The organism is Treponema sp. UBA785 (assembly GCF_002297065.1).
Lineage (GTDB): Bacteria > Spirochaetota > Spirochaetia > Treponematales > Treponemataceae > Treponema_D.
This window is the reverse complement of sequence record NZ_DBJD01000003.1, coordinates 1-315: the sequence shown is the minus strand read 5'-3', so window position 1 is coordinate 315 and position 315 is coordinate 1. Positions and strand designations below refer to the sequence as shown.

Here is a 315-nt window from a genome sequence, read left to right as displayed (position 1 = left end):
AAGAAAGTTTGCAACGCAAACTCTTAAAGATAAAAACAGATGCCATTTTTGGCTGTTTTTATAATGCCTCCATTTTAAACTCCGCATTAGCGACGAGCCAGCCACCGGATTGGCGAGAATCACAGTTTGTAAAAGCAACGCTTGAGCAAACTGTAATGATAAAAATTACACGGAAGCAATTTTATCGTGCTTCCTTAATTACAGCCACTTTAATTTTATGAAAAAAAAGGTTCTTACAGTGTACAACAAAACCACTAAAAAAAGAAACATTTTTTTTTATTTTTTTCAAAAACCTTTATAAAATTAGCCCGAGAT

At 33.0% G+C, this 315-nt stretch carries 1 protein-coding gene; it reads left to right on the top strand.

Annotated features, from left to right (window positions below; all coding sequences use genetic code 11):
- A partial coding sequence (locus B2X33_RS00175; protein ID WP_296666545.1) for a hypothetical protein occupies positions 1 to 221 on the top strand: 221 nt, incomplete at its 5' end.
- Positions 222 to 315 lie beyond the last annotated feature (94 nt).